Consider the following 16675-nt stretch of genomic DNA (forward strand, 5'->3'; position numbering starts at 1 on the left):
ATGGCATGGGACTTTTCGACTGACCCCGAATTCCAAGAGAAGCTCGACTGGGTCGACACATTCTGCAAGGAGGAGATCGAGCCGCTCGACTTCGTGTTCCCCTACGCGGTCCGCTCGCCCGACCCCCGGGTGAAGGCCTACGTGCGCGGCCTGCAGCAGCAGATCAAGGACCAGGGGCTGTGGGCGATCTTCCTCGACGAGGAGCTGGGCGGTCCCGGTTTCGGTCAGCTCAAGCTGGCGCTGCTGAACGAGGTCATCGGGCGCTACTCGCAGGCCCCGCAGATGTTCGGCGCCGCCGCCCCCGACACCGGCAACATGGAGATGCTCGCCGCCTTCGGCACCGAGGAGCAGAAGAAGCGGTGGCTGCAGCCGCTGCTCAACCAGGACATGTTCTCGGCGTATTCGATGACCGAGCCGCAGGGCGGATCCGACCCCAGCCTGTTCAAGACCCACGCCGTGCGCGACGGCGACGAGTGGGTCATCAACGGCGAGAAGTGGTTCACCTCGGCGGGGCGCGTGGCCGACATCCTCTTCGTGATGTGCACCAACGGCATGTTCGTCGTGCCGCGCCAGACCCCAGGCGTCGAGATCCAGCCCGAGCCCCGCAATCACAACCACATCATCTACCGCGACGTGCGCGTTCCCCTCGACCACCTGCTCGGCCCCGAGGACGGCGCCAAGACGCTCGCGCAGCGCCGCCTCGGCGGCGGCCGCATCCACCACGCGATGCGCACCATCGCCCAGTGCCGGCTCGCGTTCGACATGATGTGCGAGCGCGCGCTGTCGCGCGAGTCGCACGGCAAGGTCATCGCCGAGCACCAGATGGTGCAGGAGAAGATCGCCGACTCCTACGCCGCCATCCGCATGCTGCGGCTGCTGGTGCTCGAAACCGCTTGGAAGATCGACAATTCCAGCACCAAGGAGGCCCGCACCGACATCGCCACGGTGAAGTTCACCATGGCCAAGGTGCTGCGCGACGTGTCGTACAACGCCCTGCACATCCTGGGGTCGCTCGGAACGACGGACCTGACGCCGCTGCAGGCGATGTACGCGGGCGCGCCGACGATGGGGCTCGCCGACGGCGCCGACGAGGTGCACAAGGCCACCGTCGCCCGCCGGGTCCTGCGCGACTACCGCCCGCAGCAGCATCCGTACTGGCCCACGGAGTACTTCCCCGCCAAGCGCGAGGCGGCGTGGGAAAAATTCGAGCCCAAGTTCGAAGCCGACCCGGAACTGCGCGCCGCCGCCGAGGACTACAAGAAGTACTTCGCGCGCCGGCGCTGACGCGCCCCGTCGGTCGCCAGGCCGCCAGGTCAGCGGAATCGGCCGTCCAATGTAGGTGAAGGTATTGGTCAGGTCGTCGACCACGATCTACTGCATCAAAGAGTCGGCTATGCCGGGGTGCAGATGCGGAACTGACCAGTTGTTGGTCAGGGCGGTAGAGGTCTTGTTCCCTCGAGGTGACTGTCGGGCGTGATGCCGTCGTTGGCGCCCAGGACCGCACGGGCACCATCGTTCAACGGGTCCTGTTCAGAGGATGTTTATGCGGACAATCTGTTGGCGGCCAGCGGGGGCCCTCGGAGCCGGCTTGGCGCAGATGATTTCACCGGGCGGGAATTGAGTTGGCCCAGTTTCCTCCGCCGACTTTGGTCAGAGTCATGGCGGTCTGCAAGAGCGCATCGATGTAGTGGTCGAGGTCATCTGGCGACACGGCGTCACGCATGACGTGCAGCGATACTAGGTAGCGGGGCTGCCGATCGGGTCCGAATACCGGCGCGATCACATAGCTGACCGGGCGACGGCGGTGGTCGGCGAGTTCGGCGGTGCTGTAGATCCCTATTCCCGCGACGGCGCTGAGTAGCAGTCGGCGCAGCACCTCGGTAGGCGCGTGGTCACCGGCCTGGCCGAGGAGCCGACGGATTTGGTGCACCATCGTTTGTACATCGCGCTTGACGTTGTAGACGGCGTAGCCGCGTGCGGCGATTTCGGTCAACGTCGAACGCACCGTGGCGATCTCGTCGGGGCCCAGCGGATCGGGGGCATCGGAGAGCCACGCATCGATGCCCTGCGGCGATCGCCACGCAACCGCGATGCTGCCGTGCGGAGGGTGCAGTGGCATGCGCTGGCCGACCCGGGTTTCAAATTCGTCGACGGTCCCGGCGGTAAGGACGACCTCAAGATCGTCGGCGTTGATGCGCGCGAGGGTGCACCCGCGGCCGACCAGGGTCGAAAGCCGGGACAGCTCCTCGTCGGCCGCGCCCAGGAGCGGGTATCGGCTCCGCAGTCCGGCAATGAGTCTCAGGAGACCGGGCCCGAGGCGGTATGCCCGGTTGGGCAGGCGTTCGACGTATGCGGCCTCGTCCATGGTGGCGAGGATCGATGCCGTCGTAGAGGTGCTCAGGCCGAGCTTGTGAGCGACTTGAGACAGCGTCAGTCCGCCGCTCGACGCTTCGGCCAGGGCCTCCAGCACCGCGAACACCCTTGCCGTCGGCGGCGAGGGCGTTCTATGCTTTTCCGGCATACAGGAACTATATCACGAATATTCGGAAAACTGGGAGGCCGAACGTGACGGAACAGATCGGGCGCAATACGGACGTCGGCAGCCTGGAAGCCTGGGAGCTGCATCGGTGGGACTTCGACCACTTCCATCGGACCGAGCTGCCTCGCCGCCTTCGCGAGGGTCTAAGCGATCAGGTCGCTTGGGATGTGGAAGGGGTGACGCCCATCGCCATCCAGCTGCCGGACGGGCGCGCGTACAGCTACGTGTGCGAAAACGGGGCGGTCCGAGTGGAACCCGGTGTTGTCCTTGACGCCACGGGTGTCGTCGAGATCCTCGAGCGCGCATGGCAGGACTACGTCCACGAGTTCCGCACCCCGGCGGGGCTGGTGCTCGCCGATAGCGTGCGCTTCGTGCGCGGCGGCTACAACGAGTGGGACGTTTGGGCGCCGGCGATTCGTTGCATGTATTCCGGACGGCCGATCTATGACCCGGCGATGACCTTCACCGATCGCAACGGGCAACCTCTCGATCTGCGTCGGTCCTTCACTCTCGGTGACGATCATGAAGACATGTCACACTTCCTGCGCACCGCGGGTTACCTGATCATTCGCGGGGCGATGGCCGATCGTCGCGACGAGATCGCCGGCGAGGTAGAGCGGCTGACGGCCGCAGCGAAGGAGGGCGAAATCTTCTCGTGGTGGGTCGACAACTCTGCGACCGGAAAGCGGTTTCCCTATCGGCTGTTGTACATGTCGGAGCATTCCTCGGTGATCCGCTCGCTCATGGACGACGACGCGACGATCGCCGCTCTTGTTCGGCTGGCCAAGACGGACTTGGTGCCGTTGCACGACCGGGGGCAGGGCCCGCTCACCGTGCTCAAGCCATTCGGTGCCGGGGCCGAGCTCGGCGACAGCATCGCGGCGAACCTGGGCTGGCACACGGACTGCGGCCTGGGTGGTTGCCCCATCATGTGCCCGTCGATCAACATCGGGATCCATTTGGACAGCGCCGGGCCCACCGGATCGCAGCTGTGGGCATTGGCGGGCTCCAACGGCAAGGTCACCCACAACCCCGGGAAGCTTCGACTCGATGAGCCCAATGCCATTCCGATGGACACCAATCCCGGTGACGTCACCATCCACTACTCGTGCACGACGCACGCCGGCCCGCCGCCGGTGGGCGACGGCACGCGCCGCACCGTCTACCTGCCCTTCTACGGGCCCGACACTCTCCGACTCCTGGGCCGATTCGAAGCCTTCGAACAAATCCTGCCCGGCTACGGCACCGGAAACCAACCCAGCTTCGCCGAAATGGCCCATAAGGCCGCCGGCTAAAACCACATCCATTGGGGCGGAAACGCTTCTGCTTTGCGGAGTCTGGTCCGAGTCAGTGAGGGTGGGCCAGCCGGCCATGGTCGGTTCGCCGCTGGCGCTGAGGACTTGGCCGGTGATGAAGTTGGCGTGCTCGGAGCGAAAAACAGTGCGGCGTCTGCGGCTTCGTCGGGTGTGGCGGCGCGGCGAAACGGGATGCGAGAAGATCGCCGGCTCCTACGCCGCCATGCGGATGCTGCGGCTGATGGTGCTGGAAACCGCCTGGAAGATCGACAATTCCAGCACCAGGCGCTGACGCGGCAAGCAGCGACGTCAGCGGAAGCGGACGTTCAACGTCGCCAGGCCGAAGATCTTCCGGCCGCCGGACTTCGCCGTGACGATGACGACGCCGCTGCGCGTCGCCGGATCCAGCGATTTGATCTTGCCGCTGAACTCGATGTCCGCGCCTTCGGCGGCCGGCACGATCGCCGGCGCCGACAGCCGCACCGCATAGCGCGTCACCGCGCCGGGATCGCCCGACCATGCGGAGGCGAATCCGGCACCCAGGCCCATGGTGAGCATCCCGTGGGCGATCACGTCGGGCAGCCCGGCCAGCTTGGCGATTCCCTCGTCCCAGTGGATCGGGTTGGCGTCGCCGGCCACGCCGGCGTAGTTCACCAGATCGCCGCGGGACAGTCGGGCGTGACGAACCGGTAGCGCGTCGCCGACCTTGACGTCGTCGAAGGACGGCGTACCGGGCATCCGGGTCGTGCCCTCGGCGATCCGAACCGAGCCTTCGGGGCGCACCGTCTTCTGGTAGTCGGCATCGGATCCGCCGATTTCGGCGAGGTTCACGTCGTGCATCATCGCGTTTTGGGCGGCCGCGTGGATCGCCGGGTCGACATCCTCGGCGGTGACGCCGACGACGGTCGTGTGCAGGGTGTGCACCCGCTCACCGGCGGTGTCGGTGAAGGTGTTGGTCACCGTGATCAGGTCCCGGCCGGCGACCCGTCGCACCGACGACAGCTCGACGTCCACCAGCAGCTCGTCGCCGGCGACGATCGGACGGTGCTGCTCGAAGACCTCTTCGGTCTGCACATAGGTGTGATAGCCGACGACCACCGATTCGAACATGCGGCGGTTGCAGGCCATGCCGGGGACCGACGTGAACGTCAGCGGCGCCACCAGGTCCGGGAAGCCCAGGTCGGCGGCCGCGGTGACGTCCCAGTGCGCGGGGTGGTAGTCCTGCACCGCTCGGGCGTACTCGCGGAGCTTCTCGCGGCCGACCACGTAGGTGCCGTCCATCTGGTAGTAGTGGCCGACCCGCGATTCCATCGCCGACGCCTCAGGTGCTGCGGTCATGAATTTGGCAACCGTTCTATCGGCCTGTTCGCTGAGTCCGACGTAAGCACACTAGCGCGAGGTCACTGGGACAGTTTTGTCACCAGTCGCCGCGCGCTGCGGGCCAGCGACCGCGGCACGTGATCGGGATCCATCAGGTCGTTCTCGGCCAGCGGGCTGTCCTCGCCGGCCACGGTCCGGCTGGTGAACCGCCGCAACGTCTTTCCCTGTCCCCGCAGCGCCTCGACGGCCGCCAAAAACGACTTGCCCTGCTCCGTCGCCCGCTCGAACTCGTCGATCGACACGCCCAGGTGTTCGCACACCAGGCGCTGTCGCACCGACGCGATCGCCCGCCGGATGTGTTCGTCCGCTTCGGCATTCGGGTCGGCCTCGACGGCGAGGTCGCATTCGCTGTCGAATCCCATCGACCTGTTGTTGAAGTTCGACGAGCCGACGCGCAAGAGCCGGTCGTCGACGACCAACACCTTCGAGTGAATGTAGATCGATGAGCCGCCGTCGGTCTCGGCCCAGTAGACGCCCAGGCGACGGTGATCGTCGGCCGCCCACAGTTCCTGGATCAGGCGGTGGCGCGCACCGTCCATGGTCTCCCGCTCCAGGCGGTTCAGCCCCCGGCGGGGAAGGACGATGACGATCTCGGGACCGCCGGGCTCCCTGAGCCGGGCCGCCAGCGCTTCGACCACCTGCCGGGCCGCCAGGTATTGGTTCTCCATATAGATGGTGTGGCGCGCCGCCGCGATCGCCGCGAGGTTGAGGGCCTCGACCTCGCGGACCTCTTGACGGCCGTCGAAGCCGGGCAACGTGCGCGCGATGCCGACGTCGACGTCCCGCAAAATCGGCCGCATCCCGGTCGGCCAGACGGCGTCGGCGCCGTCGATTTGCGCCAGCGCCCGGCCCGTCGCGCTCCGCCATCTGTCGCGGGCACTCTCGGCCAGGGCCGTCGCCGCGGCACCGTCGACCGCGGCCGCGACCTCGTGCCGGGGGCCGTACCTGCGGCCGAGCGCCCGGCGAAACCGGTTGTCGTGCTCGTGTTCCGGCGTGTCCCAGCGGTCCAGGGTCAGGTCGATGCCACCGCAGAACGCCAGCACATCGTCGACGATCGCGATCTTCTGGTGATGCACGGAGCCGGTGGGGCGGGCCCCGTCGATGGCGAAACGCAGCCGCCTGCTGCTGATGCGATTCATCACCGAAACCGGGGTGATGCCGTACCAGATGCCGTCGAAGATCGGCAGCAGGCGCAGGTTGGACTTCAACACATAGATCTCGAGCGTCGGCCGCTGCCACAGTAGCCAGTAGAGAAACGCACCCAGCTGGTTGGGCCCGGGCAGCGTCTTGCCGCCACGCTCGAATGTCGTCCTGGTGTCGAAGTCCCAACCCACCAGCATGATTCGGTGCTCGGCGCGCAGCATCGCCGCCTTCACGTGCCGAAAGTAGTCGGCGGCGTCGACGATGCAGGACAACTGGCCGGCGCGCTCGACGCGCCAGCAGGTCTGGTCGGTGATCAGCAACGGATCGCGGTGTCGCGGCCCTACCGGGTGCTCTCGTCGGGGAGGTCACGCCGGGACTGATGCAAACCCGGGCCGTCGGGATCCTCGTCCTGGTGCTCGAGTTTCTCCTGCAGTTCGCGTTGCTCCGCCGTCGCCTTGGTGGCGTCTTCCGGCGCCGGCGGCGGGTCGATGTTGACTTGCTGATCCACGCGAGAATCTCCTCCGAGCTTCGACGAATGCTTCTCAGCAGGGTCGCCCAAATCGCGGATTCCGAAACCGCTCGGCGGCGGACCGCCAGCTCACCGCCAAAAAGAATCCCGCAGCGCCTTCGATTTGCGGCGGACCGCGGCAGCCTCCCCGCGGGCTGCCCGGGCCCGCTCGCGCAGTTGCCGGGTGTACTGCACCACATCGACGGGCTGACGCTCATCGGGACCACCGCGTGCGCGGCCGACCCGGGCGCGGTAGGCCTTCTGCCGGCACGCCCCGCTGCAGTAACTCGCGTCGGACCGACCGTAGAACCCCGCTCCGCACTCGCTGCACCGCAACTTCGTGGCCGGCATCGCGCAAACGTTACGGTTATTCGTAACGTTCAAGCAAGAGCGCAGCACCGCGAGGGCCGACCCGAAGTGCAACGGCCGCAAGGGAGTAGCATGCGCACTCGCAGATTGTCGGTGCCGCGGCGGCTCGAAAAGACGGGTGAAAGACGGGGCCGAGGTGGGTCGCGAAGGGGTGCCGATCCGGTGGCCGGTAAGCGCAGTAAATCGACGTTTGCCCAAGTACGCGAGCTGAACTGGCGACGCGCCGCGCCCGCTGGCCCACCGACCGACACCGCACCGGAGGTTCGCTGACTGATGTCGCGGCTGAGGGCGTGGCTGAGCCAAGCCGACCAGTACGAGTGGATCACGACGTTCCTGCGCCAGCGCGGGATGCTGCTTTCGGCCCAGATCGTCATGGCGATCGTCGCGGGATCGTCGGCGCTGGTACCGCTGGCCGTGCTGCCGAGCCAGAGCGGGGCGGACACGGTGGTAGCGGTCACCGGTGTCGTCACCGCGACGTTCATCCTCGGGGTGACGGTGTTGTGGCTGATGCGCTGGCCCACCCGGCGGCAGTCGCAGGTGATCGTGCTGATCGGCGCGCTGTGCGTCGGCGCCTGGAGCCTGGTGCAGCCAACCGCCGCCCTCGCCGCCCTGGCCGCCACGGCCCTGGCCGTCACCGGCGGCTACATCGCGTTTTTCCACAGCCCCAAGCTGCTGCTCTGCAACGCCGTGTGGGCCTTCGCGGTCACCGCCGCGGCGGTGCTGCGACTGGTCGGCGAGGTCAACATCGCCACCGCGGCCTCCGCGTTCTGGTTGGTGAACTTTCTCAATCTGTCCGTACCGCTTGGCATCTGGGGCATTTCCCGCGCGATGGGCGTGTACGCGCTGCGCGCCGAAGAGGATGCCCTCACGGGGTTGCTGAACCGGCGGGCGTTCACCGACGCGGTCAGTAACCGGCTGGCCAACCCACCGCCGTCGCACACGCATCTGGCGGTGGTGATGCTCGATCTCGACAACTTCAAACGCATCAACGACACCCACGGCCACCCGGTCGGAGATCGCGCCCTGCAGGCCGTGGCCGAGCTGCTACGCGAGCACGCTCCCGACGACGCGGTCATCTGCCGCGCCGGCGGCGAGGAGTTCTTGGTCGCATTGACCTCGGTGACACCGGACGTGAGGCCGCTGACGGCGCGATTTTGCGCCGCCCTCGCCGGGGTGTTCCCGAAGATCACCGCCAGTATCGGTACGGCGAGCGCCGAGCTGCACCTGTTGGCCGGGGCCGTCGTCGCGGGTGCCGTCGAGGAGCTCATCATGATCGCCGACAGCGCCATGTATGCGGCCAAGCGCCGCGGCGGAAACCAGGTCCATCACGGCGTGCGGGCGTAGCCGCTACCTCATGTCCGCGGCGACGCGCCGCAACGCGCCCAGGTGCTCGTCGACGGTCGCCAACCCGGCCTTCATGGTGTTCACCGAAAGGTGGGTGGCCCCGGCGGCCCGCCACGCGGCGATGTCGGCGGCGGCCTTGTCGGGGTCGCCGCTCCACGGGACCCGGCCTTCCATCCCGAGGCCGTCGGCGTCGCGACCCGCGGCAGTCGCCGCGCGCCGCACCTGCGCACGCGCATCGTCGAGGCCGGGGCCCGGGCCCATCATCGGGAACCAGCCGTCGCCGAGCCGTCCGGCGCGCTCGTAGGCGCGATCGGAAGCCGCCCCGAACCACACCGGGATCGGTCGCTGGGTCGGCAGCGGCGCCAGCCCCGCCGCGGTCAGCGTGTGGTAGCGGCCGGCAAAGGTGACCGACCGTTCCGTCCAGAGTTTGCGCATCACCTCGACCTGCTCTTCGGAGCGCCGGCCGCGGTTGGTGAACTCCTCGCCCAGCGCCTCGTACTCGACGGCGTTCCAGCCCAGCCCGACACCGAGCCGAAAGCGCCCGCCGGTGAGCAGGTCGACCTCCGCGGCCTGCTTGGCCACCAGCACCGACTGGCGTTGCGGCAGGATGATGACGCCCGTGACGAGTTCCAGCGAGGTGACCGCGGCGAGATAGCCGAACATGACGAACGGCTCGTGAAACGTCGAGTCGATGTCGTAGGGCCCCTGCCAGCCGCGGTGCACCGTCGTATCGGCGCCGACGACATGGTCGTAGGCCAGGATGTGGGTGAAGCCGAGTTCTTCGACGCCCTGGCCGTAGGCACGCACGGCCCCGGGGTCGCCACCCAGCTCGGTCTGCGGGAACACCACACCAATGCGCATTGACCGTTCAACCGAATGGCGGCGCGTTTGCTTCCACCGCGGATTACGTGAGTAAACAATCGTTCACAGGGAACTGTCAGCGAACCCGGTACCGCCGGTACGCATGACTCCGCGAGCACGTGGGTACCCGTGCGTTCGGACGGTCGCCAAGCGGCGCCCCGATGTCCCGATCTTGGAACGACCGTTCCCTCAAAAGACACAGGGGAGGGGAGCGTTCTGATGCCCGAAGTGCAACTTCACCACGACGGATATCCGAGATATCGCCGGATGGTTCGATTCGACTGGTCGGAAACCCCCCTGCACTGGGTGCCCGGCGACCCGTTCTCGACGCACATGATCAACGTCTTGCACCTTTTGCTGCCCGAGGGCGAGCGGCACTTCATCAAGGCGGTCCTCGAGGCGTCGTCGCTCGTCGACGACCCCGAACTGGAGGCGGCGATCAAGCCGTTCATCCAGCAGGAGTCGTGGCACGCCTGGGCGCATCAGGTGGTGCTGGACCATTTGGCCGGGCAGGGCATCGATACCGCGCCGTATACGGATCGGCTCGGGAGAGTGTTGTCGATAACGCTGGGTGATGCCCCCAAGTGGTTTCCGCCGCCGCTGAAACGGTGGTGGCTGTACCGCCGGCTGGCCGATGTCGCCGCGCTGGAGCATTACACCGCGATGCTGGGCCAGTGGGTGCTGACGAACCGGGGCCTGGACTACGCGAAGGCCGACCCCATGATGCTCGACCTGCTGCGCTGGCACGGCGCCGAGGAGGTCGAGCACCGCTCGCTGGTGTTCGACGTGTTCCAGCACGTCAGCGGCAACTACTGGATCAGGGCGTTCTCGATGTTCTTCACTACCCCATTGTTCATCGCCTGGTGGGTCGCGGGGGCCCGCTACCTGATGGCCCACGACCCGACCATCGACCAAAAGTGGCGCTGGCGCGACTGGCTGTGGGCCGCCCGCGAGTACCGGTTGCCGGGCCCGTGGAAGCTCATGGTGACGACGCCGGTCCGGTATCTGCGGCCCAGCCATCATCCCAACGACGAGGCGTCCACCCAGATGGCGGTCGACTACCTGAACTACTCGCCGGTGGCGAAAGCCGCCAGAGAGCGAGCGCGCGTTCAGGGAAAGCCCTCCGGTGGACCCGACAGTTCCCGGGGGACCACATCTGTCGAGGAAGCGGGAAAGGCCCAGGCGCGATGAAGGTTTCGGTGGATCTCGATACCTGCGATGGAAACGGTGTGTGCATGAGCATCTGCCACGAGGTGTTCGACGTGCAAGAAGACGGCCTGCATCTGCTCCAGGAGGAGCCGTCGGAGGAGCTGCGCCAGAAGTTGATCGGCGCCGAAGTGTCCTGCCCCACCCGCGCGATCACGGTGAAGGACTGACCGATGCCGCGTCGTCAACTCAAAGAGGTGGTGGTCGTCGGCGCCGGCGTCGCGGGCACGCGCGCGGCGGAGGCGCTGCGGCAGGACGGCTACGACGGTGCCCTGACGATCGTGGGCGCCGAGCGGCAGGCCCCCTACCATCGCCCGCCGCTGTCGAAGAAGCTGCTGACCGGCGAGGTACACCGGGCCGGGGTCGACCTGGCGCCACAGTTCGACATGGAGGCGCGCGTACTGCGGGGCGCTGCGGCGACCAAGCTGGACCTGGCCTCGCGCATCGTCCACCTGCGCGACGAAAACCGAGAGCTGTCAATGCCTTTCGACGGGCTGGTGATCGCCAGCGGCGCGGTCCCGCGGGAATGGCCGGGCGGGCCCGTTCCGGACGGGGTGCTGCTGCTGCGCACCGTCGAGGATTGCCTGGCCATCAGAAAACGGCTCGGCTCACGGCCGCGGGTGGTCGTGGTCGGGGGCGGATTCATCGGCGCCGAGGTGGCCGCGAGCTGCCGATCGATGGGGCTGGATGTGGTGCTGGTGGAGAAGGCCACCAGCCCGCTGCTGGCCGCGCTGGGCAAGGAGCTGGCGCCGCGCTGGGCCGACCTGCACCGCCGGCACGGCGTGGACCTGCGCGTCGGCGTGGGCGTCGACACTTTCGTCGGCAACGGCCGGGTGGAGGCGGTGCGGCTCACCGACGGTTCGCAGGTGCCCGCCGACCTCGTGGTCGTCGGCCTGGGCGTGACGCCCGCGACCGACTGGCTCGACGGCTCGGGTTTGCGCATCGACGACGGGGTGGTCTGCGACGCCACGGGCACGGCCGAGGGGGCGGCCGAGGACGTCGGCGTGGTCGCCGCCGGTGACGTCGCGCGCTGGTGGCACCCGCTGTACGAGCGGCACCTGCGCACCGAGCACTGGGACGACGCCGGACGTCAGGGCGCGGCCGCCGCCCGGACGCTGCTCGCGGGACCCGACGCGGCCGAGACCTACGACCAGGTGCCGTACTTCTGGTCCGATCAGTACGACGTCAAGGTGCAGATGCTCGGTGTCCCAACCGAGTACGACGCGCTCGAGGTCGTCGAGGGCGATCCCGACGGATGGGAATTCGTCGCCGCCTACGGACGAGACGGGCGCACCGTCGCCGTGCTGGGGACGATCCCGAACCGGGTGTACGCCTACCGCGACGCCATCGCCAAGCGCGCCGCGTTTCCACCCGCCCGCGCGAATTGACGCGGATCCACACCGCGGGGTTCCGGGCCCGCCGGGATGATGGACGCGTGACGGTGACGAAGACCAACGCCGTGCTGCGGGTCGGCGAGTTCGAACCGACGTTCGCCGACGAGCTGGCCACGCGATACGACATCCCCACGCTGCCCGACGGCGCGCGACGCGCCCGGTTCCTGGCCGAGCACGCGGCCGGCATCCGCGTCGTGGTGACCTCGGGCCACCCCGGCATGGACGCCGCCACCATCGCGGCGCTGCCCAACCTGGAGGCGATCGTCAACAACGGCGCCGGGGTGGACGCGATCGACCTCGAGGCGGCGCGGCGCCGCGGCATCGCCGTGAGTAACACGCCGGACGTGTTGTCCGACACCGTCGCCGATACGGCGCTGGGCTTGATCCTGATGACGCTGCGCCGCTTCGGCGCGGCCGACCGATACGTGCGGGCGGGGCGATGGGCGCGCGACGGCCAGTTCCCGTACGCCCGGGACGTCAGCGGCCTGCAGGTCGGGATCCTCGGCCTGGGGCGCATCGGTTCGGCCATCGCGACCAGGCTGCTCGGATTCGACTGTGCCATCGCCTATCACAACCGCCGCCGGGTCGAGGGGTCGCCGTACCGGTACGCGGAGTCGCCGGCGAGGTTGGCCGAGTCGGTCGACGTTCTGGTGGTCGCCACGACGGGTGATCACGGGGCGCGGAAGCTGGTCGACCGCGCCGTCCTCGAGGCGCTGGGCCCCGAGGGCTACCTGATCAACATCGCGCGCGGCAGCGTCGTGGACCAGGAGGCGCTGGTGGAGTTGCTTGCCGGCGGCGCGCTGGCCGGGGCGGGGCTGGACGTCTTCGCCGACGAACCCCACGTGCCGGCCGAGCTGCTGGAGCTGGACAACGTGGTGCTGTTTCCGCACATCGGCAGCGCCACGGCCCGGACCCGCAAGGCGATGGCGCAGCTCGCGATCCGCAACCTCGACAGTTACCTCGCCACCGGGAAACTGGTGACGCCGGTGTTGCTTTAATTCTTCACGTGACAAATCCACCGTGGGTCCGTCACCGGTGAAGCAACCGAGATAACCGGCGACGGGAATGGACTGGCCGGGCCCCGGCGTTGAGACGGCCATGACCGACCGCGTTGAGCTGAGCCCCACCGACTGGGTGCGTGAGCAGACCGAACGAATCCTGCAGCAGGGCACGACCGACGGCGTCGAAATCCTCGACCGGCCGATCGTCCTGATTACGACGACGGGGGCCAAGTCCGGAAAGCGGCGGTACGTGCCGTTGATGCGGGTCGAGAAGGACGGTCGCTACGCGATGGTGGCGTCGAAGGGCGGCGCCCCCGAGCATCCCTCGTGGTACTTCAACGTGCGGGCAAACCCGGCGGTGACGGTGCAGGACGGCGACAAAGTGGTCGCCCTCACCGCACGCGAGCTGGACGGCGCCGAGCGAGAGCGGTGGTGGGAGCTGGCCGTGGCGGCCTACCCGCCATACGCCGAATACCAGACCAAGACGGCGCGGCAGATCCCGGTATTCGTGCTGGAATAACCGATCCCGTTGGCATATGGCGGACGTCACACGCCGCCGACGCGTGGCGCGCAAATTATTGGGTAGTCAGCGCTTCTCGTGATGATTCCGACAACCGCTCCGGATCAGTGACCGAAGCGAGACGCGCACGGGGTTATCGCCAGGACCGGAACTGGGTATGCCATCCACCATGACGGCAGACGCGCACCTGACGCCGGCGCGATTCACGCGCGCCGGGGCGGCCGATGCCGTCACTGCGGCGGAGCTGCGCCGCGCCCTGCGACGCTGGCTGCAGGAGTCGACCGAAGTATCCGCGGACGTTCGCGACGACATCGTGTTGGGCGCCAGTGAGGCGCTTGCCAATTGCGTCGAGCATGCGTACCGAACCCACCGCACCGTCGGGACCATGGAGCTTCACGTTCGCCACGATCCCGCCGCGCGGTCGATCAGCGTGTGCGTCAGCGACCGGGGCAGCTGGCATCGGCACCTGCCGAAGAAGCCGAGCGACCCCGAGGCGTCGCGCGGGATCATGTTGATGCATGCCCTCGCCGATCACTGCACGATCAACGCCCGGCCCAGCGGCACCACGGTCTGCCTGGCCTACACGACCACGGCGCCGAAGGAACACGCGAACGTTTAACGCGCGCAGGCGTTTTCACGCGCCGACGGCGCGCTCCAAGTCCTTCAGCGACGTCTCCAAGTGGCCGAGCAGCCGCTGCAGGTGCGGGACGCTGCGCCGGCAGCCCACGAGGCCGAAGTCGAGGTTGTCGGCGTTGTTGGTGACGGTGATGTTGACGGCCTGGCCGTCGAGCGGGATCGACAGCGGATAGTTGCCGTCCAGGCGGGCACCACGCCAGTACACCGGGTCCGACGGGCCGGCCGAGACGTTCGAGATGACGATGTTGAACGGCGGCGAGGCGGCCGAGAGATACCCGGGGATGAGCCCGAAGAACAACCCGCCGATGTTGAACGCGGACAGGGCCAGCTGCTGGACCGGGGGCAGCTGCTGGAACACCCCCTTGGTGTCGCGGATCGACGAGCTGATGATCTCCAGCCGCTGCGCCGGGTCGTCGAGGTGGGTCGCCAGGTTGCACAGGAAGGTGCCGACCAGGTTGCCGCCGCGGTCGTCGTCGTCCTTGCGGAGGTTGACCGGCACCATCGCGGTCAGCGACTCGTCCGGCAGCGCGTTCTGGTCGAGCAGGTACGCGCGCAGGGCCCCCGCGGACATGGCGAGCACCACGTCGTTGACCGTCACGCCGGCGGCCGACTTGACCGCCTTGATGCGCTCCAGCGACCAGGACTGCGCGGCCACCCGTCGGGCGCCGCCGATCCGGACGTTGAACATGCTGCGGGGCGCCCGGAACGGCAGCGTCAGTTGCTGCTCGAGCAGCGCGGCCCGCGCGAGCTTGAGCGTGGACGGCGCCAACGCGAGCGCCGATCCCGCGGTGCGGCCGGCCCGATCCAGCAGCGACGGGCGCTCGCGCCCCTCCCGGCGCTTGCGCGGCGCCAGGCCCCACGGCACCCGAACCTCGTCGTCGGCCGGATCGGGGGTGAAGGCGCGTTGCATCAGCCGCATCGCGGAGACACCGTCCATCAGGGAGTGGTGGTACTTCGTATAGACCGCATACCGCCCGTCCTCGAGGCCCTCGACGAGGTGCGCTTCCCACAGCGGTCGGTGCCGGTCGAGCAGGCTGCCGTGCAGCCGGGAAGCCAATTCCAGCAGGTCCCGGACGCGGCCGGGCTCCGGCAAGGCCGAGCGGCGCAGGTGGTAGTCGAGCTCGACGTCCTTGTCCAACGACCACGCGACGTTGGTGAGGCCGCCGAAGAAGGCGGGGTGCTTGCGGAACGTCGGCTGCACGTCCGTGCACTCCAGCATCGCCTGGTAGGACTCGCGGACGAAGTGCGGCCCGGCGTCCTCGGGCGGCTCGAACAGCTGCAGCGACCCCACGTGCATGGGGTGCTCACGTGACTCGCCGATGAGGAACAGCGCATCCGTCGGCGATATCGGTTCCATGGCGTCGACCTCATTTCGTCCGGCTGTACCGCCCATTCGAAACAGCCCCTATGTCCCTTTAGCCACCGCGGGGGGAGCCCACACCCGAATGGGCGCACGAATCGCGATTTCGGGGCACGCCACCCGGCCGGTAGACTGGCCGCCCAGACAGTCGAGCGGCTTCGAGCAGCGCAGCTGAGTCCACGAAAAGACCCCCGAAAATCCACATCGAAGGTTGTGCCTTGCAAGTTCGAAAGCCCGAAAATCACAGCGAAGCCGTCAGCTTGCAGCCGCACTTCGAGGACGTCCAGGCGCACTACGACCTGTCCGACGAATTCTTCGCGCTATTCCTGGACCCGACGCGCACCTACAGCTGCGCCTATTTCGAGCGCGACGACATGACGCTCGAGGAGGCGCAGCTCGCCAAGGTCGATCTCTCGCTGGGCAAGCTCGGTCTGGAGCCGGGCATGACGCTGCTCGACATCGGGTGCGGCTGGGGCACGACGGTCGTTCGCGCGCTGGAGCGCTACGACGTCAACGTCGTCGGGCTGACGCTGAGCCGCAACCAGCAGGCGCACGTGCAGCGCCGCCTCGACGCGCACCCGAGCGGACGAAGCAAGCGGGTACTGCTGCAGGGCTGGGAGCAGTTCGGCGCCGAGGTGGATCGCATCGTGTCGATCGGCGCCTTCGAGCATTTCGGGCGCGACCGCTACACCGACTTCTTCAAAATGGCCTACCAGGCGCTGCCGGCCGACGGCGTGATGCTGCTGCACAGCATCATCAAGCCGAGCGACGAGGAGTTCGCCGAACGCGGCCTGCCCATCACCATGACCAAGCTGCGGTTCATGAAATTCATCATGGACGAGATCTTCCCGGGCGGGGACCTGCCCAACGCCAAGACCGTCGTCGAGCACGCCGAGCGCGCCGGCTTCGAAGTCCGGCGCGTCCAGCCGTTGCGGCTGCACTACGCCCGCACGCTGGACACCTGGGCCGCCGCCCTCCAGGAGCGGCGGGACGACGCCATCGCGATTCAGTCCCAGGAGGTCTACGACCGGTACATGAAGTACCTGACCGGTTGCGCCGAGCTGTTCCGCGAGGGCTACACCGACGTCGCGCAATTCACGCTCGCCAAGGGCTGAGCGG

Annotated in this window: 17 protein-coding genes; 11 read left to right on the top strand and 6 right to left on the bottom strand. The window is 68.0% G+C overall.

Translation table 11 applies throughout. The features are described 5' to 3' along the window. Positions 1 to 1284 carry an acyl-CoA dehydrogenase family protein gene (locus tag AC5Y4Z_RS15170; protein ID WP_499965256.1) on the top strand — a complete coding sequence of 428 codons (1284 nt, stop codon included), beginning with the start codon at positions 1 to 3 and terminating at the stop codon, positions 1282 to 1284. 319 nt (positions 1285 to 1603) lie between these two features. Here AC5Y4Z_RS15170 and AC5Y4Z_RS15175 read toward each other — a convergent pair whose 3' ends face one another. Further along, the gene (locus AC5Y4Z_RS15175; protein ID WP_499965258.1) at positions 1604 to 2521 is read right to left on the bottom strand and encodes an IclR family transcriptional regulator; all 918 of its coding nucleotides are present in this window, start codon (positions 2519 to 2521) and stop codon (positions 1604 to 1606) included. 44 nt (positions 2522 to 2565) lie between these two features. Here AC5Y4Z_RS15175 and AC5Y4Z_RS15180 point away from each other — a divergent pair, with 44 nt between their 5' ends. Next, entirely contained in the window at positions 2566 to 3834 is a 1269-nt protein-coding gene (locus AC5Y4Z_RS15180; RefSeq protein ID WP_499965260.1) for a phytanoyl-CoA dioxygenase family protein, read from the top strand. Positions 3835 to 3895: 61 nt separating this feature from the next. Continuing rightward, complete coding sequence (locus tag AC5Y4Z_RS15185) at positions 3896 to 4126, top strand: hypothetical protein (RefSeq protein WP_499965521.1); 231 nt, start codon at positions 3896 to 3898, stop codon at positions 4124 to 4126. A gap of 17 nt (positions 4127 to 4143) precedes the next feature. On the opposite strand, the gene AC5Y4Z_RS15190 is transcribed toward AC5Y4Z_RS15185, so the two are convergent. From AC5Y4Z_RS15190 to AC5Y4Z_RS15200, 3 genes are all read right to left on the bottom strand, one after another. Beyond that, positions 4144 to 5172 (bottom strand): fused (3R)-hydroxyacyl-ACP dehydratase subunits HadA/HadB, encoded by a 1029-nt coding sequence (locus tag AC5Y4Z_RS15190; protein WP_499965262.1) that lies wholly within the window; start codon positions 5170 to 5172, stop codon positions 4144 to 4146. Between the two features lie 62 nt (positions 5173 to 5234). Beyond that, a complete protein-coding gene (locus AC5Y4Z_RS15195; protein WP_499965263.1) occupies positions 5235 to 6677 on the bottom strand; it encodes a phospholipase D-like domain-containing protein in 1443 nt (480 codons plus the stop codon). 20 nt (positions 6678 to 6697) lie between these two features. Then, entirely contained in the window at positions 6698 to 6865 is a 168-nt protein-coding gene (locus tag AC5Y4Z_RS15200; protein WP_499965265.1) for a hypothetical protein, read from the bottom strand. Between the two features lie 642 nt (positions 6866 to 7507). Here AC5Y4Z_RS15200 and AC5Y4Z_RS15205 point away from each other — a divergent pair. Next, a complete protein-coding gene (locus AC5Y4Z_RS15205) occupies positions 7508 to 8578 on the top strand; it encodes a GGDEF domain-containing protein (RefSeq protein ID WP_499965267.1) in 1071 nt (356 codons plus the stop codon). Positions 8579 to 8581: 3 nt separating this feature from the next. Here AC5Y4Z_RS15205 and AC5Y4Z_RS15210 read toward each other — a convergent pair whose 3' ends face one another. Beyond that, the gene (locus tag AC5Y4Z_RS15210; protein ID WP_499965269.1) at positions 8582 to 9439 is read right to left on the bottom strand and encodes an LLM class F420-dependent oxidoreductase; all 858 of its coding nucleotides are present in this window, start codon (positions 9437 to 9439) and stop codon (positions 8582 to 8584) included. A 219-nt stretch (positions 9440 to 9658) separates the two neighbouring features. Here AC5Y4Z_RS15210 and AC5Y4Z_RS15215 point away from each other — a divergent pair, with 219 nt between their 5' ends. The 6 genes from AC5Y4Z_RS15215 to AC5Y4Z_RS15240 all read left to right on the top strand — a co-directional run bounded on the left by AC5Y4Z_RS15215 (position 9659) and on the right by AC5Y4Z_RS15240 (position 14179). Then, entirely contained in the window at positions 9659 to 10630 is a 972-nt protein-coding gene (locus AC5Y4Z_RS15215) for a metal-dependent hydrolase (protein WP_499965271.1), read from the top strand. Next, positions 10627 to 10815 (top strand): ferredoxin, encoded by a 189-nt coding sequence (locus AC5Y4Z_RS15220; RefSeq protein WP_499965273.1) that lies wholly within the window; start codon positions 10627 to 10629, stop codon positions 10813 to 10815. Before AC5Y4Z_RS15215 ends, AC5Y4Z_RS15220 begins: the two co-directional genes overlap by 4 nt. Before the next feature lie 3 nt (positions 10816 to 10818). Then, entirely contained in the window at positions 10819 to 12033 is a 1215-nt protein-coding gene (locus AC5Y4Z_RS15225; RefSeq protein ID WP_499965275.1) for an NAD(P)/FAD-dependent oxidoreductase, read from the top strand. 47 nt (positions 12034 to 12080) lie between these two features. Beyond that, a complete protein-coding gene (locus tag AC5Y4Z_RS15230; RefSeq protein ID WP_499965277.1) occupies positions 12081 to 13037 on the top strand; it encodes a 2-hydroxyacid dehydrogenase in 957 nt (318 codons plus the stop codon). A 100-nt stretch (positions 13038 to 13137) separates the two neighbouring features. Then, positions 13138 to 13560, top strand: coding sequence for a nitroreductase family deazaflavin-dependent oxidoreductase (locus tag AC5Y4Z_RS15235; protein WP_499965279.1), 423 nt, complete (start codon positions 13138 to 13140; stop codon positions 13558 to 13560). A gap of 169 nt (positions 13561 to 13729) precedes the next feature. Beyond that, entirely contained in the window at positions 13730 to 14179 is a 450-nt protein-coding gene (locus AC5Y4Z_RS15240; RefSeq protein WP_499965281.1) for an ATP-binding protein, read from the top strand. Positions 14180 to 14194: 15 nt separating this feature from the next. Here AC5Y4Z_RS15240 and AC5Y4Z_RS15245 read toward each other — a convergent pair whose 3' ends face one another. Next, a complete protein-coding gene (locus AC5Y4Z_RS15245) occupies positions 14195 to 15553 on the bottom strand; it encodes a WS/DGAT/MGAT family O-acyltransferase (RefSeq protein ID WP_499965283.1) in 1359 nt (452 codons plus the stop codon). Positions 15554 to 15774: 221 nt separating this feature from the next. Between AC5Y4Z_RS15245 and AC5Y4Z_RS15250 the strand changes: the two genes are divergently transcribed. Next, a complete protein-coding gene (locus AC5Y4Z_RS15250) occupies positions 15775 to 16671 on the top strand; it encodes a cyclopropane mycolic acid synthase family methyltransferase (RefSeq protein ID WP_499965285.1) in 897 nt (298 codons plus the stop codon). Positions 16672 to 16675: the final 4 nt, after the last annotated feature.

This window comes from Mycobacterium sp. NGS63, from assembly GCF_059812295.1.